Source organism: Bradyrhizobium sp. MI1.11, from assembly GCF_055811255.1.
In genome coordinates this window covers 1-22,294 of the sequence record NZ_JBVVPM010000084.1, presented here as the reverse complement: position 1 = coordinate 22,294, position 22,294 = coordinate 1, and the positions used below count along the sequence as shown (strand labels likewise).

At 62.2% G+C, this 22,294-nt stretch carries 17 protein-coding genes and 1 pseudogene; 14 read left to right on the top strand and 4 right to left on the bottom strand.

The window, feature by feature from the left end; translation table 11 throughout:
* Nucleotides 1-332: 332 nt before the first annotated feature.
* Nucleotides 333-533, bottom strand: a complete 201-nt coding sequence (locus AC0L30_RS39850) for a hypothetical protein (protein WP_473256311.1) — start codon at nucleotides 531-533, stop codon at nucleotides 333-335.
* Nucleotides 534-1,009: 476 nt separating this feature from the next.
* On the opposite strand from AC0L30_RS39850, the pseudogene panB reads away from it, so the two are divergent.
* From panB to sbmA, 3 genes and pseudogenes are all read left to right on the top strand, one after another.
* Nucleotides 1,010-1,791: pseudogene (gene panB, locus AC0L30_RS39845) on the top strand (3-methyl-2-oxobutanoate hydroxymethyltransferase); the annotation flags it as partial.
* Nucleotides 1,792-3,346: 1,555 nt separating this feature from the next.
* Complete coding sequence (locus AC0L30_RS39840; protein ID WP_473309326.1) at nucleotides 3,347-4,090, top strand: outer membrane protein; 744 nt, start codon at nucleotides 3,347-3,349, stop codon at nucleotides 4,088-4,090.
* 176 nt (nucleotides 4,091-4,266) lie between these two features.
* A complete protein-coding gene (gene sbmA, locus AC0L30_RS39835; RefSeq protein ID WP_473406550.1) occupies nucleotides 4,267-5,481 on the top strand; it encodes a peptide antibiotic transporter SbmA in 1,215 nt (404 codons plus the stop codon).
* 2,939 nt (nucleotides 5,482-8,420) lie between these two features.
* Here sbmA and AC0L30_RS39830 read toward each other — a convergent pair.
* Nucleotides 8,421-9,155, bottom strand: coding sequence for an outer membrane protein (locus AC0L30_RS39830; RefSeq protein ID WP_473309325.1), 735 nt, complete (start codon nucleotides 9,153-9,155; stop codon nucleotides 8,421-8,423).
* 1,061 nt (nucleotides 9,156-10,216) lie between these two features.
* Between AC0L30_RS39830 and AC0L30_RS39825 the strand changes: the two genes are divergently transcribed.
* Complete coding sequence (locus AC0L30_RS39825; protein ID WP_473406549.1) at nucleotides 10,217-10,732, top strand: YbgC/FadM family acyl-CoA thioesterase; 516 nt, start codon at nucleotides 10,217-10,219, stop codon at nucleotides 10,730-10,732.
* A gap of 77 nt (nucleotides 10,733-10,809) precedes the next feature.
* On the top strand, nucleotides 10,810-11,277 hold the full coding sequence (locus AC0L30_RS39820) for a nuclear transport factor 2 family protein (RefSeq protein WP_007596408.1): 468 nt from the start codon (nucleotides 10,810-10,812) through the stop codon (nucleotides 11,275-11,277).
* 110 nt (nucleotides 11,278-11,387) lie between these two features.
* On the opposite strand, the gene AC0L30_RS39815 is transcribed toward AC0L30_RS39820, so the two are convergent.
* Complete coding sequence (locus AC0L30_RS39815; RefSeq protein WP_007596407.1) at nucleotides 11,388-12,107, bottom strand: type 1 glutamine amidotransferase; 720 nt, start codon at nucleotides 12,105-12,107, stop codon at nucleotides 11,388-11,390.
* A gap of 17 nt (nucleotides 12,108-12,124) precedes the next feature.
* Complete coding sequence (locus tag AC0L30_RS39810; RefSeq protein WP_007596406.1) at nucleotides 12,125-13,057, bottom strand: LysR family transcriptional regulator; 933 nt, start codon at nucleotides 13,055-13,057, stop codon at nucleotides 12,125-12,127.
* A gap of 151 nt (nucleotides 13,058-13,208) precedes the next feature.
* On the opposite strand from AC0L30_RS39810, the gene AC0L30_RS39805 reads away from it, so the two are divergent.
* From AC0L30_RS39805 to AC0L30_RS39765, 9 genes are all read left to right on the top strand, one after another.
* Entirely contained in the window at nucleotides 13,209-14,165 is a 957-nt protein-coding gene (locus tag AC0L30_RS39805; RefSeq protein ID WP_007596405.1) for an N-carbamoyl-D-amino-acid hydrolase, read from the top strand.
* A 35-nt stretch (nucleotides 14,166-14,200) separates the two neighbouring features.
* Entirely contained in the window at nucleotides 14,201-15,025 is an 825-nt protein-coding gene (locus tag AC0L30_RS39800; protein ID WP_473367412.1) for an ABC transporter substrate-binding protein, read from the top strand.
* Nucleotides 15,022-15,879 (top strand): amino acid ABC transporter permease, encoded by an 858-nt coding sequence (locus AC0L30_RS39795; protein WP_473406548.1) that lies wholly within the window; start codon nucleotides 15,022-15,024, stop codon nucleotides 15,877-15,879. The genes AC0L30_RS39800 and AC0L30_RS39795 overlap by 4 nt, the downstream gene beginning before the upstream one ends.
* Nucleotides 15,876-16,640: an amino acid ABC transporter ATP-binding protein gene (locus AC0L30_RS39790; RefSeq protein ID WP_219683521.1), complete on the top strand. Its 765-nt coding sequence runs from the start codon at nucleotides 15,876-15,878 to the stop codon at nucleotides 16,638-16,640. Before AC0L30_RS39795 ends, AC0L30_RS39790 begins: the two co-directional genes overlap by 4 nt.
* 15 nt (nucleotides 16,641-16,655) lie before the next feature.
* Nucleotides 16,656-17,471 carry an ABC transporter substrate-binding protein gene (locus AC0L30_RS39785; protein WP_219683522.1) on the top strand — a complete coding sequence of 272 codons (816 nt, stop codon included), beginning with the start codon at nucleotides 16,656-16,658 and terminating at the stop codon, nucleotides 17,469-17,471.
* The gene (locus AC0L30_RS39780; RefSeq protein ID WP_007596396.1) at nucleotides 17,458-18,342 is read left to right on the top strand and encodes a polysaccharide deacetylase family protein; all 885 of its coding nucleotides are present in this window, start codon (nucleotides 17,458-17,460) and stop codon (nucleotides 18,340-18,342) included. Before AC0L30_RS39785 ends, AC0L30_RS39780 begins: the two co-directional genes overlap by 14 nt.
* Nucleotides 18,343-18,350: 8 nt before the next feature.
* On the top strand, nucleotides 18,351-19,007 hold the full coding sequence (locus tag AC0L30_RS39775; protein WP_473406547.1) for an aspartate/glutamate racemase family protein: 657 nt from the start codon (nucleotides 18,351-18,353) through the stop codon (nucleotides 19,005-19,007).
* 225 nt (nucleotides 19,008-19,232) lie between these two features.
* Nucleotides 19,233-20,816 (top strand): ABC transporter substrate-binding protein, encoded by a 1,584-nt coding sequence (locus AC0L30_RS39770; protein WP_473406546.1) that lies wholly within the window; start codon nucleotides 19,233-19,235, stop codon nucleotides 20,814-20,816.
* A complete protein-coding gene (locus AC0L30_RS39765; protein ID WP_473406545.1) occupies nucleotides 20,813-22,186 on the top strand; it encodes an amidohydrolase family protein in 1,374 nt (457 codons plus the stop codon). The genes AC0L30_RS39770 and AC0L30_RS39765 overlap by 4 nt, the downstream gene beginning before the upstream one ends.
* Nucleotides 22,187-22,294 lie beyond the last annotated feature (108 nt).

The following is a 22,294-nucleotide window of genomic DNA, read 5'->3' as shown; positions in this document are numbered from 1 at the left end:
CGCACACATTATCGCATGGTCCTTCTGGCGCAGAGCTCACCAGGCTGCCGCTCAACGCGCCCACTTCAAATCAAAAAAGCAACTGTAATGCTAATACACCGATCCGATCGCCAGCGGCTACAAGGGCACCATTTGTGTAAGCGGCGGGACTGCCAGAACGTGGAAAAATTACGGCGCGTTGACCGCGTGAAGCATCAGCGGAATAGGCGGCGAATTTTGAAGGGGGCACCGCAAGCTGTTGCCGTGTTACTGTCGCGCTCAACGGGCACGGCGGTATCTTTCGCCGGCTCCCGGCGTGCTGTCAGTCGACCGATTCTGCGTAGACGGGATTTCTAATGCTCTAAGGATGATTCTTGGTTTGTATTTCCCTGCGTCGCCTTAGAGTGCTCGTGCTCAGCAATCCACTTGACCGCGTCGCCTTCCGTAATAAAGCCCTTGATTGCTTCCGTTTCGCCATCGGGCCACAGAATATCGACACCCCAGCCAAGTCCGGGATTTTTCCGAGCCATGAACGTTGGTCGCTGCTCGAGCATCCGCCGAGTATGCGCCTATGGTGCCTAGGTTCAAGCCAGCTGTCCTGCCGCAATCAAACCTCCCACACTACCCTGCGTCCGCCCGCCAGGCCGGGGTGCAACGTCTAAGCACGACGCGCAGTTTGAGCTGGAGGCGGCATTGTGGTCATCGACAAGCGTCCGTTCGAGCAGCGCAGACGCATGAGGATTGTGGATACCCATAACGACGGCGTTTCGCAGATCGAGAGGCGCCAAGACTAAGCGAATTGCGTTCTGAGCGCTTCGTCCGCACTTGCGCCGATCGCGCGAGGATTAGATCTTGCGCGCCACGGCTGCCATTAGAAGCCATTGTTGGCTTCATCGCCCTACTATTGTCCGCTTTTTCAGCCTAACTAGTGGCAAATGGTAAGCGCGAATTGGGGTCAGCGGTTCCGGTGGGCAGGACGGATCAGGGCTGAAAAGAGTCATGTTTCGAAGACGCCTATTGACCGCGTACCATTCCGGTTCTGGAGAAATGGGGCGGGAAGGGCGTCGCGTCATAATGACAACCGCCTACGACGCGATCGCCGCTCGCATCGCCGATCCGATTATCGATATTATTCTCGTTGGCGACAGTGTCGGGAACGTCTGTCTTGGATTTGACAGCACCCTTCCGGTCACATGGCGATGATGAACCACCACTTAGAGGCGGTCGCGCGCACCAGACCCGGTGCTCTTCTAGTCGCCGATATACCCTTTATGAGCTTTCACTTGGGCGCCGAGGAGACTATCCGCAATGCGGGCGGCTTTCTGCAACGCGGTGCCGATGCGGTGAAGCTCGAGGGAGGTGCCAGCCGTGTCGAGATGGTTCGCGCCTCGGTCGGTTGTGAGATCGCTGTTACGGGCCATCTTGGCTTGACGCCGCAAAGTGTTAGGCTATTGGGGGCTTCAAGGTGCAGGGCGGCAGCCACGATGATGCATTGGGCCTGCTGATGACGCACACCGTCTACAAGAGGTCGGATGTTTTGCTCTCGTCCTCGAGGGAATGCCCGGTGAACCTGCTGCTCGCGTCGCCGAATTGATGGACATACCGACGATCGGAATCGGCGCCAGACCCGGATGCTCAGGGCGAGCGCTCGTCTTGCATGATGTGCTCGGATTGACGACCGTCCACCGGCCTAAATTCGTTCGCGCGTACGCTGAGGGATTTCAGCTCATGCAGGACGGGTTATCGCGCTGGGCGGCGGATGTTCGCGTGGGAACGTTCCCGGGGCCTCAGGAAAGCTACCGGCTACCCGAAAGGCCTTGGCAATTTGATCGCAAACTGGTCCTTCGAGCTCGATTTGATAGTGCAACGTACAGATGCTCAGAACGGCCCCTGAGTTCGCTCACTCAGACCGGCGCGAGCGTGTAACTCTTTTCGAGTTCAACTGATTGTGGCGCGGCCCTCAATCGCTCGATGCGCCCGCCTTTGCCGAGATCGCCGACTTGGCGCGCCAAGCCCCGATGCGGCTCGACCGATAGATCATCTGTGCCCGCCGGTGTGCAACGGCGTGAATTGATAGCGGCGGGCACGGACGACCCATTGATGCAGCGAGAAGGCGCGAAGGCAGGGTGCTCGCGTGCTTGGTTGCCGCCGAAGGCAGATCGAGGCCCAAGTGATCCGAAAGGCAGGGCGGGGGTGAGATGTTGGCAGGCCGACCTGCCGAAAGTGCGGGTCCGCGGCGGAGGAGCGCAAGCCGGTTCGATCATGTCGTGCCATGCCCGCGGAGCGCACCTTGGCGTGTCTTTAGAAGCTGAGGCGGCCTGTGTTCGAGGATCTCGTCGGCCCCGATCGCGACCGCGATGCGCCGTTTGCCGTGGCAAGATGGCCGCGGCGAGCTAATCGGCATCATTCCCGTGGGATCGACGCAGGTCTCGAGCTGCGCTCGTCACGATTGCGACAACCCCGATCATCCGTTCCTTAAGTGCGAACTGCAGCGGAGCATCCGTGTCTAATCCGACAAGCAGGGTTTGCAGGCCAGAACGACAGGCTGGAATGGCGCAGGCGGCGGTCGAACGTCGGACTTGCACGCCTGGCCTGGTTTGCGAGGTTGGGCGCTTCTCAGTCCCCCCGCCGTGACAAGCGAATTCGCCGTCCTCGAGCGCCTGCTCCGAGGCAGCGTTACGGTGCAATCCCTGGACCACCGGATACCGTTCCCGCTCGTCCTCGAAGCCATTGAGCGGGTGCTCCAGCCGAGAGATGGAGCCGAGCGGCGTACCCGTGAGGACGGACACCTCGATCTCGCCTCCGGCACGCATAAGGAGGTGACTGCTTCGCCCTCCTGGTGGAGCTGAATGAGCGTGCTGGATGCTCAGGTGTGTGGCGCCGCGTTGCCAACTGCTTTGCGGGTGGCAGGAGTGGTGTGGACAGTGCAACGACCTTGAGACAATTGCGCTGAGCGATTTCGGCTGGCTGATGCCGGATCCAGAAGGCTTACTCGCGCTCGCATCCAAGCGCCGGCACCAAATCTTGAAGTAACCGATATCTGGCGGCAGTGCGTACAAGATGTCTCCTTCGTGGTGGACGGGATAGAGCAAGGGTCTCGCAAAGCGCACTTCGCTCTTCTCCATGATCAGGCTTGCCGTACGCCTACTCCGCTGAATCGGCGGCCGCTTGTTCGCTTACTTTTGCGCCATCTACGCTCACGGCATGTAGCACTGAGACACTTGGGAATGATCTGCAACGCAGAACCTAACGCAGCGTTCGGTTCGCGCATTTCTTTCGGCGCGAATGTTGTTACGCAGCTACAGCAATTCGCGCGCACGTTGTTAAGACGCACGAGGCTCGGGGCACTCAAGACATGAGAATAGAAATGAAAAACTTCCTGCTTGCGGCTACAAGCATGCTGACGCTTGCGATAGCGACGCCCTCATTCAGTGCAGACCTGACCACGCAGTCCGCCCAAGCAATCTACACCAAAGCTCCGCGGGCCGTTGCGGCCGCAATCTACGACTGGAGCGGCATCTACGTAGGTATGAACGGCGGCCTGGGCGTAAGCTCGAATTGTTGGGACTACAGTAGCAGCAAGTTTGAGGGCTGTCATGACGCGACGGGCATGACAGTAGGTGGACAGATCGGCTATCGATGGCAGATGGGCCGGATCGTGCTGGGCGTTGAAGGTCAGGGGAACTGGGCTGATCTGAGCGGATCCAATGTCAGCATTGCGTTTGGCGATGTCAACCAGAGCAAGATCGACGCGTTCGGTACGATGACTGGGCAGATCGGTTTTGCGCTCGAGAATGTACTGTTGTACGCCAAGGGTGGCGTCGCAGTGGTGAGCAACACGTATGGGGTCAAGTCCGTACTCACGGACGCGCAGATCGCGAGCACTGATATCAGCCCTTGGGGGGCTACTGTGGGGGTCGGGATCGAAGTCGGTTTCGCGCCGAACTGGTCCGTAGGCGTCGAGTACGACCATTTCTTCATGCGGGATGCCGACCTGCACTTTGTCTCGGCTGGTACTTCGCTGGGCGGCGACCGCATCCTTCAGGACTTCGACCTCGTGACTGCGCGGCTCAACTATAAGTTCGGTGGTACGACTCCCATCAAATATTGATCTGTAGTTAGGCTGGTGAATCGAAGGCCCCGGCCTGCCCGGGGCCTTCTCGGGTACGCTAAGCATCGCGCGTGCGACGCGACTGGCCCCGGATGGACCAAGTCAGGAAAGAGTTAGCCAGACGGCGGCGAGTTCATCTTCTGAGATGAAGCTCTAAATCTATGAGGACAGCAAGCATGTTCGTTTCATTCTTCCCTCGACCAAAGTTGTTCTTTGCGTCGTCAATTCTTTGGACGGCATTGGCGATGGCGTTCTGGTATGGAGTTGCCGGCAATCTCTTTCAATCCCCGGAGAAGCCGGTCGGGCTTGCGACGTTCTGGTCCGCCTCGGCGCTGTGGCTTGATCTCTATTTTGCGCTGACCGTTGCGGTGTTCGCGGCTGCATGGATGTTATTTGCCCCCCATCCCTGGGCGACGTGGTCCATTCTTGGTTCGGCGCTGATCCTGTTCACCTCTTACTTTCAGGTCCAGGTCTCGGTCGCGATCAACAGCTGGTATGGACCGTTCTACGACCTGGTCCAGGCTGCGCTTTCGAAGTCGGCGCCAGTCACGGTCGAGCAGTTCTACAACGAATTGTCGACCTTTGCCGGTATCGCGCTCCTGGCCGTCGTGGTCGGCGTGATCACGCGATTCTTCGTCAGCCACTACATCTTCCGCTGGCGCACGGCGATGAACGATTTTTATGTCGCCAACTGGCCGCGGCTGCGCACGATCGAAGGCGCCTCCCAGCGGATTCAGGAAGACACCATGCGCTTTGCCAGTACCACGGAAGGTTTAGGCGTCAATCTCATCAGTGCGATGCTGACGCTCTTGGCCTTCCTGCCGGTTCTGGTGAGGCTGTCCAGCAACATCACGGAGCTGCCTCTGTTCGGCTCGATTCCCTATCCGCTGGTGTTCGCCGCAGTCATCTGGTCGATCCTGGGCACCGGCGTTCTCGCGCTTATCGGTATCCGCCTGCCCGGAATTGAATTTTTCAACCAGCGGGTCGAAGCGGCCTATCGCAAGGAGCTCGTGCTCGGCGAGGATGATACGGCGCGTGCCAATGCGCCGACATTAAGCGTGCTGTTTAGCGACATTCGCAGAAATTACTTCCGGCTCTATCTGAACTTCATGTACTTCAATATCGGCCGGATCGTCTATCTGCAGACTGACCGCATCTTTCCTTATCTGCTGCTTGCGCCCACAATCATCGCGGGCAGGATCACCCTCGGCGCGATGAACCAGATCCTCAACGCGTTCACGCAAGTGCGAACCTCGTTTCAGTATCTCGTCAACTCCTGGAGCACGATCGTCGAACTGATCTCGATCTATCAGCGGCTGCGGAGCTTTGAGGCAAAGATTCACGGTGGGCTACTGCCGTCGATCGAGACACAAAAGGAGCCAGCCTCATGATTGGCGTAGTTGCAGGAGTTGACGGACATTGGTCCTTCTGTTCCATGTCAATCGGTTGCAACGCGGCTGAATTGCTTAAGTTGTGAGAAGGGGCACTCGAGAGGATGACGCTCGAGGTAGAGAGACTTAGCAACTGCATATCGGAACGCCTGTGACGGGATGTTGTAGATGACGGTGAGCGCACGTTTGCAGCGGCGCGGATTGAGGCAAACAGGCGGCCAAATGGCTGTATCGGCCATTACGACCTCGGCGGGTAAGCTACAAAGCAGCCGCTTCTGGTGCATTGCGCGTTTGACCCGCGGTCGAGACCAGCGGGTTCATGACACCGAAGACTAGCTCCGAAAAACAGTCATGAATCTGATTTGCTTCTGGAAATGGGTACTTAGAGTCCATACCGCCTAGCTCTACAACTAACTACCAGCGTGGCGCAAGTTCGACAGTGTGAATCAGACACGCCCCAACGGTCTTGTTTCGTTCCGCGAGCCATCATAATCGTGTCGCGCTCCTGACTGACTGCGCCAGAACGACCACGCGGGGATGTTTCAAACTTGATCCCCTCCATGCAATACGGTGCTAAAGAGGGCGATTCGGCATTACGTGGGGCGGCGAGCTCGGGCGACCGCCGGATGTGTTGGTGCCCATTCTGGTTGTGAGGGAACGGTAATCGAGCCCAGTGGCACCCAAGCTCGTCCCAGCGTCACTGGATCGCGCAGCTGGGCGAAAGCTTCGGTGCGAATGTCCAGCCACTCGAACCAGCGATCCTGGACGGCGACAAGCTGGGCTGGCCGGAGCACGCCGAAATGATCTCGAAGAGAAATTCTTATCACTCGTAAGCTCAACTGTGAACCTTGCCACAACAGTTCAAGATGATGTTGCGTCGTGTTTCAACTACCAGAACTGGGGTTCGACAACTCTGAGGCTGGGGACCGATCCGTTTTCCGCCGAGCCGGAGCTCTGGCCGTGAACATCACCGCCAGATTGAACAGCGTGGATTCACAAGCGTGGCTCGCCGATTATAGCAACTGCGCCGCACATCCGGCTCAAAGGCGCGACGAGCTCCTAAGCTGGAATTGGCGCGATCGGAACAAGCAATCCACTAAGGCTGCCCAATTCACGGCTCGGCGATCCTCACCAAACGCTTTACGAACTTTTGTTGATAGCGTCAGCAAGCGTTGACTCGAAGACCAAAGGACCTACCGCAGGATGCTTTCTTAAGACGTCATGCATCCAGAATGAGCGGAGCACGAACCGTCACATTCCCGAAACCTAGTTCTTGTACTTGTAGGCTCGGCCGTCTCCCTTATCCCCCGCTCCCTGGAGCGAAGAAGGTTTATTCCGCATGGCTTTCCGGGGGCCACCGGCCAGGCGGGCCGGAGCCGAGGTCGGCCAGATCTCCGTTGTTTTTGGATTAGCGCCATGACAGCAGAAACCAAACTATGCGCTTTGTTGCGAGGTGTTCTGGACGATGCGATCGGGATGGTGCCCGAAGCAAACCGGACGTCTTCGTTGAAGGCGTGCCTCGCCGAAAAGGTATTAGCTCTGGCCGCAAAAGGTCACTTGGATCCAACTGTCTTGACACGTCTCGCGCTACGGACTCTGCAGGAATCCTGTTGTGGTTGCTACGGGTGCGAACTGCAGAAGCCCCTTCGAGGTGTGAAGGACCGAAAATGAACTCCAAACCTATTCCCCCGCGCTTTCACACTGCGCGATCACCTTACCCGCAAATTGATTGCTGCGATAATTGCGCGCAATGTGATTAGCCACACCATACGGCTTGAAAACCTTGGCCAGCAATAAAGGCAATCGAGGGCAGCGATCTCGCGCCTACGCAGCATCCCTCTTCACCGAGCGCGTCTCGATAGAGAAGAACTCTCCCTCCCTTTCTATCCTGAGCCTCGTCCCGCCCGAGAAGGCATGGGAGATGGAGTAAAGCAAGGCTGTCGCCAGCGCAATCCAGGCTCGATGCGGTCCCAGCCTAGGTTGCAGGCGAACGTGCCCGCTCAACGTCGGAGGCAACAATCGTTCAAGACACCGATCGGGCTAAACGCGATCTCAATGATCGAAGTAGTCCGATGTGATTGTGTGGTGGGTCGGCTCGCGACCAATCTTCGGAGCCGCCGAAGCCGCAGACCACATTTGTGCAAAAAAGTGGTTTCGATTTAGAACGAACGGCCATCAATCGGTTCGCGCCGTAGTGGCTAGGCTCCCGAACCCAGCTCCCGAAGAAGAGAGCGAGGGTATCAGCGCGTGGGCACAGCAGCTTGACGTCAATGCAGCTGTGTGGCCCGAGGCTGACGCCTGGGGTTCGGTGGGTTTCATCTTCGCGCTTGAATAAACGGGACTAGAGGTCTACCCCGGTGATGGAGCTTGCGCCCGGCAGCGATGCCACCTGAGCGCGAGGGTTATGGCGCCCCGGCCGGAGAAACTTGGGTCACTCCTTTGTGGATGCCGCCTTGCTTCATCATGAGGCCGCCCGTGTCCGCGGCTGTCGCGGACGTCATTGCGCCCGGCCCGCGGCACAGATGATTTCTCCTCGAACCGCATCGGCGCTTGGCGCGCGATATCGGACGGCCCGGTGAGATGTTGGAAAGCCGAGCTACCGGTCGTCCAGGTTTGCGACAGAGGCGGATGAGCCGATCTAACGTGTCCTGCCTCGATTGCGACGGCGATGCGCCGCTTACCTTGGCAAGGCGGTAGCCGCACTTTCGGCCGAATGTGCTCAGCGCCGAGCCGGCAGCGATGATCCGGCTACCCGCCAAGTGCTGCCGAGCATGCCGTCCGGAGAAGGACGGGTCCCAGCCGGCGAAAGGCGATGGGCCGGGATCGCGCAGGCGCCGCTTGAACGTCGCGTTGCAGCTGCCTGAATGGCCGGGCTCTGAGCGGGCCATGCTTTCCTTCAAATGGCCCCGGCCAGGCCGGGGCCATCGACACAACACGGATCAGTATCTGAGGAGAATCGGACCGCCAAACTTGTAGTTGACCCGCACCGTGATAACATCGAGATCATTGCGGATGCGATCGGCCCCAGCAATGTTCCCGGTGAAGTTCTCCGTGCGAGGCTGGAAGAACAGGTGGTCGTACTCGAAGCCTACCGTCCAGTCCGGCGCGAGGCCGTGCTCGAATCCGACCCCCAACGCGCCGCCCCAAAGAACGTCGCTTGTGCTGCTGGCTCCCGTGAAGGTTGAGGTGATCTGAAAGATGTTGCGCGTGACTGCGGCGCCGCCTTTGCCGTAAAGTAGGTTGTTGCCGAACGCATAACCAATCTGCCCCGTCAGAAGACCGAACGCGTCAATCTTAGTCTGGTTGATAGTATCGAAAAACGCGCTGCTGTCATTGGACCCGGTCAAATTAGCCCAGTTCCCCTGGCCCTCAACACCCAGCACGATCTGACCCACCTGCCATCGATAGCCGATCTGGAGGCCTACGCTACCGCCTGTCGGATGATGACAGCCCTCGGGCGTGCTGCCAAGGTACTCCCAACAACTCGCGCCTGAGCCCAAGCCACCGTTCGCGCCGATATAGTAAGCGCTCCAATCGTAGATTGCAGCCGCAACAGGCCCAGGCGCGGCGGTGTGGAGAGGCTTGATGGGTTCCGTAGGCAGATCAGCACTGAATGCAGGGGCCACCGAAGCAAGCACCATCGTGCCCACTGCCGTAAACAACAAGTTCTTCATTTCTATTCTCATGTCTTGAGTGCCCCGAGCCTCGTGCGTCTTAACAACGTGCACGCAGATTGCTGTAACTGCACTGCAACATTGGTGCTGGAAGAAATGCGTGAACCAAACGCCGCGTCAGGTTGCGGCGTTGCAGATCTCTCCAACTGCTTGGCATGCCCCTTCGCTTGCGAGCTTAGATCGGCGCGGTGTGCTGCCTGTCGCGCACCAGAGAGCTTGGCGGCATCGCTCCACCTCGCGGCACTACTAGCGTGTTAGGTCGACGGGGCGCTCGGTAAGTGCGTGTTCCAGCCGATCGTGATCACGGTTTCCAGCGGATCGTGATCGCTATTTTAGCGATTGCGATCGGGGTAACCAGGAGGCGCGCACCGCTGACAGTCTGCAACCCGGCTACCTTGGTCTTTTGCCTAACTCCGACTGCTTCAGCTATTCGTGATTCTGCGAACGCTACAAGGAATGGGCCGGCCCCCTCAAGCCCACCCTGGCGCCAGGTCCATGTCGCCGGCGAGAAACTGTTCGTCGACTATTCCGGCCACGAGCTGGTTGACGGAGTACGATACACGCCAGTCCTGCTCTGGCTCCGCGGATGAAACCGTCAATGCAGGAGCGATCGGTTGGGCTTTCGGTCAGGCGGCGCCGATGGAGCAACGAACCCGGAAACTCTCACGCAAACAACCGCAGACGTTCTTCATGTGGGATCAGTCGTGTGAGGTCCGCGATAGGATCTCCCGAATTTCAGGCTCATAAGTGGCGCGGTTTTCGCCCATGGCACAAGTACGGATCTGATTAGGGTTGTGGGCACGTCCGCTCCGCGGACGGGGCTCTATGAGCCAGCTGCCGAGCCATGCTGTCTCGGCCCTTCGGGTGACGATGCCTCGCGCAAGACATAAAGTGCTCCTCGTCGAGGGCTCTCGGAAAACGGGCTCGCCTGTGGCGAGCGTTATTGCTGCCCCGTTCCCGCGTGCCGCTCAAACACCGGTGTTGTCGCTGCACTCGTCCCGCATGCCCCTTCGGACCGCTATGCTCGCGGCGGGGCTGACATTTCTCTCGAGGCGAGCTAGGTGAACACTGAAGCTGATCCCGAAGGCGCTGCGGCTCGCCATGAAAGGGACGTAGAAAAATCTACGCTTGTTCACGCTATCGCCCTCCAGCGCCCCAACGAAATCAAGCAGTTCGTATCCTGTTGCGATATCGTCAAACCAGAGTTTTCCGGCATCGTCTATCACGCCAACTATTTGCGCTTCATGGAGCGCGGACGGACCAATCATCTGCGGCTGATGGGCGCCGAGCAGCAGGCATTGTTCGAGCAGGCCGAGGCGGAAGACACAAGCTTCGCCTTCGTGGTGCGCTCGATGCATCTGGATTTCCTCAAGCCTGCCCGGATGGACGACGTGCTCGATGTCGTGACTTGGCCGGTCGCGGTAAAGGGCGCCTCGATCATGCTGGCGCAGGAGGTGCGGCGCGGGGAAAACGTGCTGGTCAAAGCCGAGGTACGCGTCGCCTTCATCAGCGGCGGTCGCGCCCAGCCGATCCCGAAATCGATCCGCGCCTTGATGAAGGCTGATCTGATTTCGTGATCGGGCGATAGCGGGCGGCCCCTCGACTCCCCCGCGCGCGGCGATAGATTGCACTCCCGCCAACCGATGAGGTCCTCATGTCGCGCCCGCCGCTTCCGCCCTTTACCCGTGAGACCGCAGCGCAAAAGGCCCGCATGGCCGAGGATGCCTGGAATTCGCGCGACCCGGTGCGCGTCTCGCTCGCCTATACCGAGGACAGCCGCTGGCGCAATCGCTCCGAAATGTTTCAGGGGCGTGAAGCCATCGTCGCATTCCTCACCCGCAAATGGGAGAAGGAGCACGACTACCGCCTGATCAAGGACCTCTGGGCGTTCGACGAAAACCGCATCGCCGTGCGCTTCCAGTACGAATGGCACGATGCGAGCGGCCAGTGGTATCGCTCCTACGGCAACGAGCAGTGGGAGTTCGACGAGCACGGCCTGATGCGGCGGCGCGAAGCGTCGATCAACGACGTGGTGATTACGGAGAAGGACCGGCGGTTTCACTGGCCGGCACCGGGGCCGAGGCCGGCGGATGTGGCGGGGTTGGGAACCGATCCGTTCTGAGATTTCAAGCCTCATGGTGAGGAGCCGCGAAGCGGCGTCTCGAACCATGCGGGCCCCCGTTCCTGTAGCGGGGCCTCGATCCTTCGAGACGCGCGCAAATGGCGCGCTCCTCAGGATGAGGAGATGGGCCTGCGCGCCAGAAATCTCGTAATCGCCCCACCAAGCTTGGCGTGGTCCATCGGCTCCGCCAGCGACTCCTTCGCCGTGGCAACGACGGCGTCCGGCGCCTTGCCGTCGCGCAGCTCGCAGCACACTTGCGCAAACTCCACGTCGAACTCCGGATGCGGCTGCACGGTGAGCGTCGCGCCGTTGGCGTAGAGCAGGCCGGCGTGCGGGGTGAATTCCGAGGAGAGGATCGTCAGCGCATCGTTGGGCGGCTCGATCACCTGGTCCTGATGCGAGCAGGCGATGGCGACCGCTTCGCCGTCGACGACGCCGTTGTCCGGCAGCACCTGATAGACGTGCCGGCCGATGCCCCAGCCCTTCTCCGACTTGCGTACGGTGCCGCCGAGCGCCTGCGCGATCAGCTGATGACCGAAGCAGATGCCGACCATCGGTGTCCTGCTGGCGTAGGCCGTGCGCACGAAATCTTCCAGCGGCGCGATCCAGTCGAGCCCGTCATAGACGCCGGCGGCGGCGCCGGTGATCAGCACCGCCTCCAAATTGCGCGGATCGGGCAGCGCATCGCCGCTCGGGATGCTAACGATGTCGATCGTGGCTGTCGGATCCTCAGCGCGGACCATGCGCTTGAACATGTCGGGGAACGAACCGTGGCGCTCGCGATATTTCTGTGGGACCTGCCCGGTCTCGATGATAGTGATGCGTGCCATGCGCCCTCTGGTAAAGCTCAAGCCTGGTCGCTTTCTGACCCATGTTGCTGGTGTGGCGCTGTGCGCTCCAGCAGCACACTCTCTTTCCGGACCTCGTTGAGAAACGCCTTGGCCAGGCGCGACAGCGGCTCGGCTTCCGACCATAGCATATAGGCCACCGCGTGCGTCGTCGGCGCGAACGGCCGCACGACGAGGCCGGTCCCGCCGTTCTGCCGCGGCGAGAAGGGATCGACCACGGCGGCGCCGACGCCGGCGGCGGCGAGCACGCAGGCCGTGTTGCAGTAGCGCACCTCGACGGTCGGCTGGAACGGCGCGCCGGCGCGTGCGAAACTGTCGCGCACGGCCTCACCAAGCCGCGTGCCGCGCTCGAGCCCGATGAAGGGCAGGCCGGACAGGTCCGCGGCCGAGATCACGGGCCGGTCGGAGAGCGGGTGCTGCGGCGGCAGCACGCACACCATCTCGCCGGTGTGCACCACCTCATGGGCTATGCCCGGATGATGTGTCAGCCCGAGCGCGAAACCGAGCTCGGCGACGCGGTTGAGCACGCCTTCGATGATGCCCTCATAGCGCCGCACGTCGAAGAACACCCGCGTCTCCGGGCGGCGGCGCAGGAAGGCTGACAGTGCCGAAGGGATGATGCTGTAGGCGAGCGGCGGCGTCGCGACCAGCGCGAGATGCCCGGAGCGGTTCTCGCGCAGATCGCGCACGCGGTTCTCGAGCTTTGCGTGCAGCGCGAAGATCGCCTCGCTCTCCTTGTAGAGCGCCATCGCTTCCGTGGTCGGAAACAGCCGGTTGTTGACGCGTTCGAACAGCGCAAAACCCGCCTGCGCCTCCATCGTCTTCAGCGCGTTGCTGACGGCGGGCTGCGACAGCGCCAGTTCGTCAGCGGCCGCAACCGTGGTGCGGTGGCGGATGACGGCGCGGAGAATCTCGAGCTGACGCAGGTTCATATCACTGCCGATTATACTCTGGGCCAAAACATCATAGCAGAACGAATTGATTTTGCAGCCCCGCTTCCGCGTAATGGCAGCGGATTTGCACGTCGCATCAAAGGGTTCATCCGCCCATTGAGGCGGCACTGCGCACAGATTGGAGGCAATCTTGGTTCGTGTCCTTCGCGCCGCCGCCGCACAGATGGGGCCGACGCAAAAAGCCGATACACGCGAGCATACGCTGTCGCGGATGCTCGCGCTGCTGGAGGAGGCGGCCGGCCGCGGCGCCAGCCTCGTGGTGTTTCCCGAGCTTGCCTTCACGACCTTCTTTCCGCGCTGGCTGCTCGAAGGCGAGGCGCTCGACCATTATTTCGAACGCGGCATGCCGAACCCGAACGTCGCCGCCTTGTTCGACCGTGCGCGTGCGCTGCGCGTCGGCTTCTATGTCGGCTATGCCGAGCTGACGCCGGATGGACGGCGCTACAATTGCGCCATCCTGGTTGACCGCGATGGCGAGCTGCTCGGCCGCTATCGCAAGGTGCACCTGCCGGGCTCGGTCGAGCCGCGACAAGGTGCGCGCTACCAGCAGCTCGAGAAACGCTATTTCGAATATGGCGATCTCGGCTTTCCGGCCTTCCGCTCCGGCTCGGCCTGGGCCCACGCCATCATGGGCATGATGATCTGCAACGATCGCCGCTGGCCGGAATCCTGGCGCGTGCTTGGCCTGCAGGGCGTCGAGCTCGTCTGCATCGGCTACAATTCGGCGGCCTATGATCCCAATGGCGGCAGCACGGAAGATGCCTCCTTGCGGACCTTCCACTCTACGCTGGTAACGCAGGCCAACGCCTACATGAACGCAACCTGGGCGATCTCGGTGGCGAAGGCGGGCGAGGAGGACGGCTCCGGGCTGATCGGCGGCTCCTGCATCGTCGATCCCAATGGCCGCATCGTGGCGCAGGCCGCAACGCTGACTGACGAGGTGATCGTCGCCGACATCGATCTCGACCTCTGCCGCCAGGGCAAGGACAAGATGTTCAACTTCGCCGCGCACCGGCGGCCGGAACAATACAGGGTAATCACCGAACGCGCCGGCGTCATCGAACCCGCGGTTCTCGACGCGGACTGACAGGATGTTCCAACAACGTTGGCAAAGGAGCCGATATGACGCGCCTCTGGTATTTCCTCGGCATCGCAGCGCTGGCGGCCGCGACGTCCGCGCAGGCGGCGGAGCTTCCGGCCGAGATCAAGCAGGCGGGCGCGTTGAAGCTCACGGTCAACTCCACTTACGCGCCGATGGAATATCGCGATCCCGCGACCAATGAGCTCGTCGGGCTCGACGTCGATCTGGCGAACGAGCTCGCAAAGCGCCTCGGCGTGAAGATCGTCTGGAGCGAGACGCCGTTCGCCGAATTGATCCCGTCGCTTCAGACCAAGCGCGCCGATTTCATCATCTCCGGCATCTCCGATCGCGCCTCGCGGCGCGAGACCGCAGATTTCGTCGATTATCTCGGGACCGGCCCGCAGTTCTTCGTGATGGCGGAGAACGAAGCCAAAGCTGCGACCGATCTCTGCGGCAAGAAGGTCGGGACCACCCGCAGCACCAGCTTCCCGGTCGAGATCGAGAAGTGGAGCAAGCAGAATTGCGAGCCGGCCGGCAAGCCGGCGATCCAGTACGTGCCGGGCGAGAACTCGATCGACGTCCGCAACCAGCTCAAGCAGGGCCGCATCGACGCCGCCGTACAAGGCAGCGAGACGCTGCCTTATGCGCAGACGCAGGAGCCCGGCAAATACCGCGTGATCGGCGAGCCCTTTGCCAAAGGATATCAAGGCATCATGTTCCGCAAGGACGATGCGGCCCTGCGTGAGGTGGTGACCGAGAAGCTCACCGCGATGATCGCCGACGGCTCCTACAAGGCTGTCCTCGACAAATGGGGTCTCGGCGCCAACGCGGTCGCCCAGCCCATGCTGAACGCGGCGGCGCAATGATGCCGGCACCGGCACTCGCGGAGGGTTTTCCCGATCTGTCGGGGATGCGGATCGCGCGCAAGCCGCATTGGTTTCGCTGGCTCAGCGCAGCGCTGATCGTTGCTGTGCTCGCATTGATCGTTCGCGCCTTCGCGGGCGGCCAGATCGAATGGTCGTATGTTAGCCGCTTCCTGACCGTCAAGGTCATTCTGGAAGGCATCGTCAACACCATGGTGATGGCGGTTCTGGCAATGGCGCTCGGCATCTTCCTCGGCGTGGTCGTCGCGATCATGCGGCTGTCGCCCAATGCGGTGCTGAAGACCGTCGCCGCCGGCTACACCTGGTTATTCCGCGGTACGCCGCTGATCCTGCAACTGCTGCTGTGGTTCAATCTCGCGCTGGTGTTTCCGACCATCGGCATTCCCGGCCTGTGGAGCGCGCGCGCCGTCGACGTCATGACGCCGTTCCTTGCCGCGCTGCTCGGGCTTGGCATCAACCAGGGTGCCTATACCTCCGAAGTGATGCGCGCCGGCATGCTGTCGGTCGATATCGGGCAATATGAGGCGGCGCAGGCGATCGGCATGGGACGCTTGCGTGCGCTGCGCCGGATCGTGCTGCCGCAGGCGATGCGGGTGGTGATCCCGCCGCTCGGCAATGAGTTCATCGGCATGGTGAAGGCGACCTCGCTCGCCAGCGTCATCCAGTATCCGGAGTTGCTGCACAACGCCGAAAACATCTACTACGCCAATTCGCGCGTGATCGAACTCCTGATCGTGGCCGGGCTCTGGTACCTGCTCGTCGTCTCGGTCCTGACGCCGCTCCAGATGCTGCTCGAACGCCGTTTTGCGCGCGGCACGTTGCGGCTCGCGCGATGACAAAACCCCTCGTCGCGATCCGCTCCGTCAGCAAGAGTTTTGGCGAGTTTCAGGCTCTCAAAAATGTCTCGCTCGACATCCGGCCCGGCGAGGTGATGTGTCTGATCGGCGCCTCCGGCTCGGGCAAGACCACGCTGCTCCGCTGCATCAACCAGCTCGCCGCGATCGACAGTGGCGGCATCTGGCTCGACGGCGAGCTCTTGGGCGTGCGGGAGCAGGGCGGCCGGCTGCATCGGCTCAGCGAACGCGAGATCGGGCGGCAGCGGCTGAAGACCGGCATGGTGTTCCAGCGCTTCAACCTGTTTCCACACAAGACCGCGCTCGAAAACATCACCGAAGGTCCGCTCCAGGTCCAGAGCCGAAAATCCGACGAGGTGCGTGCGGAGGCGATCGAGCTGCTGCGGCGCGTCGGATTGTCGGCCAAAGCGGACTCGTATCCCGCCCAGCTCTCCGGCGGCCAGCAGCAGCGCGTCGCGATTGCCCGCGCGCTTGCCATGAAGCCGATGCTGATGCTGTTCGACGAGCCGACCAGCGCGCTCGATCCCGAGCTCGTCGGCGAGGTCTTGGCGGTCATGAAGGAGCTGGCGCGAAGCGGCATGACCATGATGGTCGTGACGCACGAACTCGGCTTCGCACGCGAGGTCGCCGACCGCGTCGTCTACATGGACCAGGGCGCGATCATCGAGCAGGGGCGCGCATCCGATGTCTTGGGCGCGCCGCGCGAGGAGCGCACCAGGGCATTTCTTTCGGCAGTGATCTGAAATGGGGACGTGTTGATGAAGAGACTTTTGATTACGGCGGCACTCGTTGGTGCCATGAGCGCTCCCGTCACGGCAGTCGAGCTGCCGGCGGAAATCGCCAAGCGCGGCAGCATCAAGGTCGCGCTGGTGCCGAACTATCCGCCGATGGAGTTCCGCGATCCCGCCACCAACGCGTTGTCCGGCTTCGACATCGATCTCGGAGAGGCCATCGGCCGCAAGCTCGGCGTCAAGATCGAATGGCAGGAGACCAGTTTTGCCGAGTTCATGCCGTCGATTTCGACGGGCCGGGTGGATGCCATTCTGTCCGGCTTCACCGACTATGCGAGCCGGCACGAGATCGCGTCCTTCGTCGATTATTTGCGCAGTGGTCCAAAGTTCTTCGTGCAGCAGTCCCGCGCGTCCGAGTTCAAGGACATGGCGGCGCTATGCGGCAAGAAGGTCGGCGCCAGCCGCCGGACCATGTTTCCGGCTGAGATCGACAAGTGGAGCCAGAAGAATTGCGGCAGCAATTCGATCCAGTTCGTCGGCACCGACGGCTCGGCCGATGCGCGTAACCAGCTCAGGCAGGGCCGTATCGACGCTGCCGTGCAGGGCAACGAAACGCTGCCCTATCTGATGGACCTCGAGCCGGGCACCTATGCGCCGGTCGGCGAGCCCTTCGCGACGCAGTTCACGGGCATCGCGCTGCCGGTCAAGGAAAAGGCGTTGCAGCAGGCGGTGGTCGAGGCGCTCGATGCGCTGATCGCTGACGGCACCTATCGTACCCTGCTTGCCAAGTGGAAACTGAACGACAACGGATTAGAGAAGGCAACCATCAATGCTGGACAGTAAGGCACTCAAGAGCATCCCGCTCGTTCCGGCCAACACCGCGGATCCCGCGCCGGAATACCCGTGGCCGAAGCCGTACAAATCGGCGATGTTCCTCTCCTTCGACGTCGACGCCGAGAGCGCGTGGACCAGCAAGGACGCCGTTCACGCCCAGCGGCTCATCACCATGAGCTATGGCGGCTATGAGGCGCGCGTCGGCACGCCGAAACTCCTGGAGCTGCTCGACCAGCTCGATCTCAAGGCGACCTTCTTCGTTACGGGATGGTCGGTCGACGCGCATCCGGCAATGGCGGAATCCATCCTCAAGGCCGGTCACGAGATCGGCCATCACGGCTATCATCACTTGCTGCCTGATCCCGGCGATCCCTGGATCGAGGAGGAGTTGGAACGCGGCTTCGAGGCGCTGAAGCGCCGGCTCGGTGTCAGGCCGACCGGCTATCGCGCGCCTTACGGCGAGTTCACCGAGGAGCTGCGCGTCGCGCTGGTGCGTCATGGCATCGTCTACACGTCCTCCTTCCGTGATGACGTTCGGCCCTATCGCCATCGCCTTGCCGACGGCAAGCCCGGCACGATCGAGCTGCCGGTCACGGCGAGCTATGACGACTGGATGCACGGGCTCTCCGCGCGCTTCAGCCCGCGCTCGATCTTCCCCAAGGAACATGTGCTCTCGATCTGGAAGGACGAGCTCGACGAAACCAGAGACTGGGGCGCGATGGTGACGACGGTGCTGCATCCGCAATGCAGCGGCCGTCCGATGCGGCTGCGCCTGCTGCGCGAGTTCCTGACCTACGCAAAGTCGTGCCCCGACGTCTGGATCACGACCGGCGAGAAGATCGCGGAAAATTTTCTGCGCCACGAGGCCAGCAACCGCTAGGCAAAGCCATGACCCGTCGTCGCATCCTTGTCATCAACCCCAACTCCTCCGCGTCGGTGACGGCGGCGATCGACGACGCGGTCGCGCCGCTGCGCATCGCCGGTGGGCCCGACATCGAGGTGGTTGGCCTTGCCGAGGGGCCACCGGGCATCAGCTCGCAGCGCGATGCCGACAGCGTCGTGATGCCACTGGTCAACCGCGTGTCGCGCGACAATGCGGATGCGTTCGTGCTCGCCTGCTTCAGCGATCCCGGCCTGCATGCGGTGCGTGAAGCCGCCGGCGGTCGCCCGGTGATGGGCATCGCCGAGTGCGGCATCTTTCGCGCGCTGATGCTGGGCGAACGTTTCGGAATCATCGCGCTGTCGCCATCGAGCATTCGCCGCCAGCAGCGGATGGTGCGGGTGATGGGCGTCGATAGCCGTTATGCCGGAAGCTGGTCGGTCGGCGCGAGCGCGGCGGAGACGTCAGGCGCGGACATCCGGGGACGGTTGATCGAAGCCGGCCGCGCGCTGGTCACCCCATGCCGCGCCGATGTCGTGGTGATGGGCTGCGCCGGCATGGCCTCGCATCGCGCAGCGATTGCGGAGGCCATCGGCGTTCCCGTGGTCGAGCCGGCCCAACAGGCGGTCGCGGCCGCGATCGGTGCCGTCTTGCTCAACGGATGAGACGCGAGTGATGAGGTCTGGCTTTTCTGACACCGTTCTGGCCGCGCACTGGCTGCAACCTCTCCCGCTTGCGGGAGAGGTCGCGCCGAACGCGCGGGTGAGGGCTCTCTCCTCTTGGGGGTCCTCGCCTGCGGAGGCACCCTCTCCCCAGCCCTCCCCCGCAAGCGGGGGAGGGGGCGCACCGACGCTGCGGCTGGACATCGCGTCACACAGGAGCCACCCGTAATGCCTATCTCTCGCCGCTCGCTCCTTAGGGCCGCAGCCGCTGTGCCGGCCCTGTCATTCCCGGGCATCGTCCGCGCCGAATCCCAGACCACGCTGCGCTTCATTCCCGTGATCGACCTCGCCTTCGTCGACCCCATCTATTCCACGGCACAAGTGTCGCGAAACCACGGCTTCATGGTCTACGACACGCTCTATGGCATGAGCTCCTCCCTGCAAGTCTCGCCGCAGATGCTGTCGGGCCACGCCATCTCCGGTGACCAACTCCAGTGGGATCTGACGTTGCGCGACGGCCTGTTCTGGCACGACGGCGAGCGCGTGCTTGCGCGGGACTGCGTTGCCAGCATTCGCCGCTGGGCCGCGCGCGACGGCTTTGGCGGTGAGCTGATGGAGGCGACCGACGAGTTGTCGGCCGCTGACGACCGCACCATCCGCTTCCGCCTCAAGCGTCCATTCCCGCTGCTGCCGCAGGCGCTCGGCAAGGCCGCGATCAACGCGTGCTTCATGATGCCGGAGCGGCTCGCGAGTCAGGACCCGTTCAAGCCGCTGACCGAAGTGATCGGCAGCGGCCCGTTCCGCTATCTCGCCGACGAGCGCGTGCAGGGTGCGCGCAACGCCTATGCCAGGTTCGAGCGCTATCAGCCGCGCACGGATGGCAAGCCGGATTGGACCGCGGGCCCGAAGATCGTGCATTACGATCGGGTGGTCTGGACCACCACGCCCGATGCCGGCACCGGCGTCGCCGCGCTTCAGACCGGCGAGCAGGATTGGCAGGAGACCACGCCGCACGATCTGTTGCCGATCATCAAGGCCGCCGGTGATATCGAGACGCGCATCCTCGATCCCCGCGGCTATGCCTGCATGCTGCGCCTCAATCATCTTCAGCCGCCGTTCGACAACCCTGCCGTTCGCCGCGCGCTCCTGGGCGCGATCGATCAATCCGCCTTCATGACCGCGGTGGCCGGGACGGATCCGAACTTCCAGGTCTCCCCGATCGGCTATTTCGCGCCGAATACGCCGATGGCGAGCGAGGTTGGCCTCGACGTGTTCCGCGGCCCGCGTGACTACGCCAAGGTGAAGGCCGACCTCAAGGCCGCGGGGTATAATGGCGAGAAGATCGTGGTGCTCGTCCCCACCAACTCACTGGCGCAGAAGCCGCTCGGCGAGATCGCCGTCGATTCCTTGCGCAAGGCCGGCATGAACGTGGAATATGCCGGACTTGATTTCGCCGTGGTGTTGCAGCGCCAGCTCAAGAAGGACCCGATCGGGCAGGGCGGCTGGAGCGCCGCGGTCGGCAACTGGCAGGGCATCGACTGGCTCAATCCGGCCGGCAACACCAACATCCGCGGCGAGGGCAAGGTCGCCGGCTGGTATGCGAGCGAGAAGATGGCCGGCCTGCGCAGCCAATGGCTCGCGGCCTCGGAGCTGGCCGAGCAGCAGCGCATCTGCCGCGAGATCCAGGCGGTGGCTTTCCAGGAAATCCCCTATATTCCGATCGGCCTGTACAAGCAGCCGACTGCCTATCGCAAGGCTATCACCGGCATTCTCGACGGCACCGCCGTGTTCTGGAACGTACGCCCCGCATGAGCACCTCAGCAATTTTCGGCAGCTATGTGCTGTCACGCAAGGACGGCGCGCAGGACGTGTTGCGCGACCACTGGGTCCTGATCGAAGGCAAGACCATCGCCGCGGTCACGCGCGACAAGCCGCAGGCTGACGAGGTGCATGACCGCCCCGGCCGCTTCGTGCTGCCGGGCTTGTTGAACTTGCACAATCACTGCTTCTCGGAAGCGGTGGCGCGCAGCCACACCGAGGACGGCAATGGCCGCAAGAACAACCAGAGCATCGTCTACACGGTGCTGCTGCCGCTGACCAAGCGCGGCGCCGATATCTTGTCGGCGGAAGAGCGTATGGCGGTCGCGCGGCTCGGCATTCTTCAACTCCTGAAGGGCGGCGCCACCACCGTGATGGAGCCGTTCCGCAACTCGATTCCGGAGATGTTCGACGCGGCAGAAGAGATGGGCATCCGCTTCTACGGTGCGCCCTATCTGTTTTCGACCTCGGACGCCAAGGCCGGCCCCGATGGCGTCGTGCACTATTCCGGTGATGACGGCACCGCCGACATGGCGACTTGGGATGCGCTCTACCAACGCTGGAACAATCGCGGCGACGGTCGCATCGGCCTTGCGATGAGCCCACACGCCACCGACACCTGCGGCCCCGATCTCTTGAAAGCCTGCGCCACGCGGGCGCGCGAGCTTGGGGTGCCCATCACGACCCATATGGCGCAGAGTCGCGCCGAGGTTGAAACGATCGGCAAACGCTATGGCGGCCGCACGCCGGCGCAATATCTCGACTGGCTGGGCCTGCTGGCGCCCGATCTGATGGCGGCGCACTGCATGTTCAGCACCGACGACGATCTCAAGCTGATGGCCGCGCGCGGTATGACGGTGCTCAACTGCCCGCGCGTGTTCGCGCGCGCCGGCGTTACCGCCGCGTTCAGCCGGTTTGCGGAACACGGCGTTCGCACCGTGGTCGGAACCGATGGCTACAACATGGACCTGCTCGGCGAACTCAATGCCGCGTCGTTGATCTCCAAGATCACCTCAGCGCGGGCCGATGTCGCGAACTCACCCGAATTGATCGAGGCGAACACGGCAATCGCCGCCGATGTCATCAATCGGCCTGACCTCGGCCGCATCGAGCCCGGCGCGACCGCCGACCTCACGATCGTCGATCTCACCCATCCGCATCTTCAACCGCTGGTTGACCCGCGCCGCGCGCTGATCGCGCTCGCCAATCGCGCCAATATCGATCAGGTCATGGTCGACGGCCGCATGCTGGTCGATGCTGGCCGTTATCTCGGCGCTGACGAGGCGGCGATCACAGCTGCCGGGACCGCTGCGATCGGCAAGATCTGGAACCTGCCGGAGGCACAGGCCGCGTTCAACGGCTGAGCGTTCTCCTGGGAGCCACGAAGAAGGTGCGCTCCCTCTCCCGCTTGCGAGGGCTTTGCGTAAATCGCGAATCTGCGATTCTCTAAGAGACATCTGAAGAGGATCTGG

Bases quoted from the DNA above. Each gene is read 5' to 3' on its own strand.
- AC0L30_RS39765 (WP_473406545.1), top strand. From the start codon at position 20,813: ATGAGCACCTCAGCAATTTTCGGCAGCTATGTGCTGTCACGCAAGGAC.
- AC0L30_RS39820 (WP_007596408.1), top strand. From the start codon at position 10,810: ATGTCGCGCCCGCCGCTTCCGCCCTTTACCCGTGAGACCGCAGCGCAA.
- AC0L30_RS39810 (WP_007596406.1), bottom strand. From the start codon at position 13,057: ATGAACCTGCGTCAGCTCGAGATTCTCCGCGCCGTCATCCGCCACCGC.
- AC0L30_RS39850 (WP_473256311.1), bottom strand. From the start codon at position 533: ATGCTCGAGCAGCGACCAACGTTCATGGCTCGGAAAAATCCCGGACTT.
- AC0L30_RS39800 (WP_473367412.1), top strand. From the start codon at position 14,201: ATGACGCGCCTCTGGTATTTCCTCGGCATCGCAGCGCTGGCGGCCGCG.
- AC0L30_RS39815 (WP_007596407.1), bottom strand. From the start codon at position 12,107: ATGGCACGCATCACTATCATCGAGACCGGGCAGGTCCCACAGAAATAT.
- AC0L30_RS39795 (WP_473406548.1), top strand. From the start codon at position 15,022: ATGATGCCGGCACCGGCACTCGCGGAGGGTTTTCCCGATCTGTCGGGG.
- AC0L30_RS39775 (WP_473406547.1), top strand. From the start codon at position 18,351: ATGACCCGTCGTCGCATCCTTGTCATCAACCCCAACTCCTCCGCGTCG.
- AC0L30_RS39785 (WP_219683522.1), top strand. From the start codon at position 16,656: ATGAAGAGACTTTTGATTACGGCGGCACTCGTTGGTGCCATGAGCGCT.
- AC0L30_RS39780 (WP_007596396.1), top strand. From the start codon at position 17,458: ATGCTGGACAGTAAGGCACTCAAGAGCATCCCGCTCGTTCCGGCCAAC.
- AC0L30_RS39790 (WP_219683521.1), top strand. From the start codon at position 15,876: ATGACAAAACCCCTCGTCGCGATCCGCTCCGTCAGCAAGAGTTTTGGC.
- AC0L30_RS39830 (WP_473309325.1), bottom strand. From the start codon at position 9,155: ATGAAGAACTTGTTGTTTACGGCAGTGGGCACGATGGTGCTTGCTTCG.
- sbmA (WP_473406550.1), top strand. From the start codon at position 4,267: ATGTTCGTTTCATTCTTCCCTCGACCAAAGTTGTTCTTTGCGTCGTCA.
- AC0L30_RS39770 (WP_473406546.1), top strand. From the start codon at position 19,233: ATGCCTATCTCTCGCCGCTCGCTCCTTAGGGCCGCAGCCGCTGTGCCG.
- AC0L30_RS39840 (WP_473309326.1), top strand. From the start codon at position 3,347: ATGAAAAACTTCCTGCTTGCGGCTACAAGCATGCTGACGCTTGCGATA.